This is a genomic window from Paracraurococcus lichenis (assembly GCF_030657435.1).
GTDB classification, from domain to species: Bacteria; Pseudomonadota; Alphaproteobacteria; order Acetobacterales; family Acetobacteraceae; genus Paracraurococcus; species Paracraurococcus lichenis.
The window spans coordinates 1-341 of record NZ_JAUTWS010000546.1; the positions used below are offsets into that span (position 1 = coordinate 1).

Consider the following 341-nt stretch of genomic DNA (forward strand, 5'->3'; position numbering starts at 1 on the left):
GGTGTGGTTCGAAACCGGGTCACACGCGAAGCTGGTTTGGCGCTACCGGGATGGGTGATGGCATCCTCGGGTTTTCACCGATGGGGCGAGCATGGACCGAGGTGTTGGCGCGGCAGTCAGGCTGCCCGAGAGCGGCCGCAAGGTCCTCGCCATCCAGGCCCTGGCCGGTTGCGAGACAGTCAGCGACCTGGCCGCCCAGCACGAGGTCAGCCGCAAGTTCGTCTACCAGCAGACGCAGAAGGCCAGCGCGGCGCTGGATGAGGCCTTCTCGCCCGCCGTGCGGGACGATGAGGTGCTGTTCGAGCTGGCGGTGACCAAAACCTGGCTGCGCCAGGTCATCA

At 66.6% G+C, this 341-nt stretch carries 1 protein-coding gene; it reads left to right on the top strand.

The features are described from left to right. Nucleotides 1-91 precede the first annotated feature (91 nt). Nucleotides 92-341, top strand: a 250-nt coding sequence (locus Q7A36_RS41180; RefSeq protein ID WP_305109537.1) for a hypothetical protein, incomplete at its 3' end; no start/stop codon positions are given.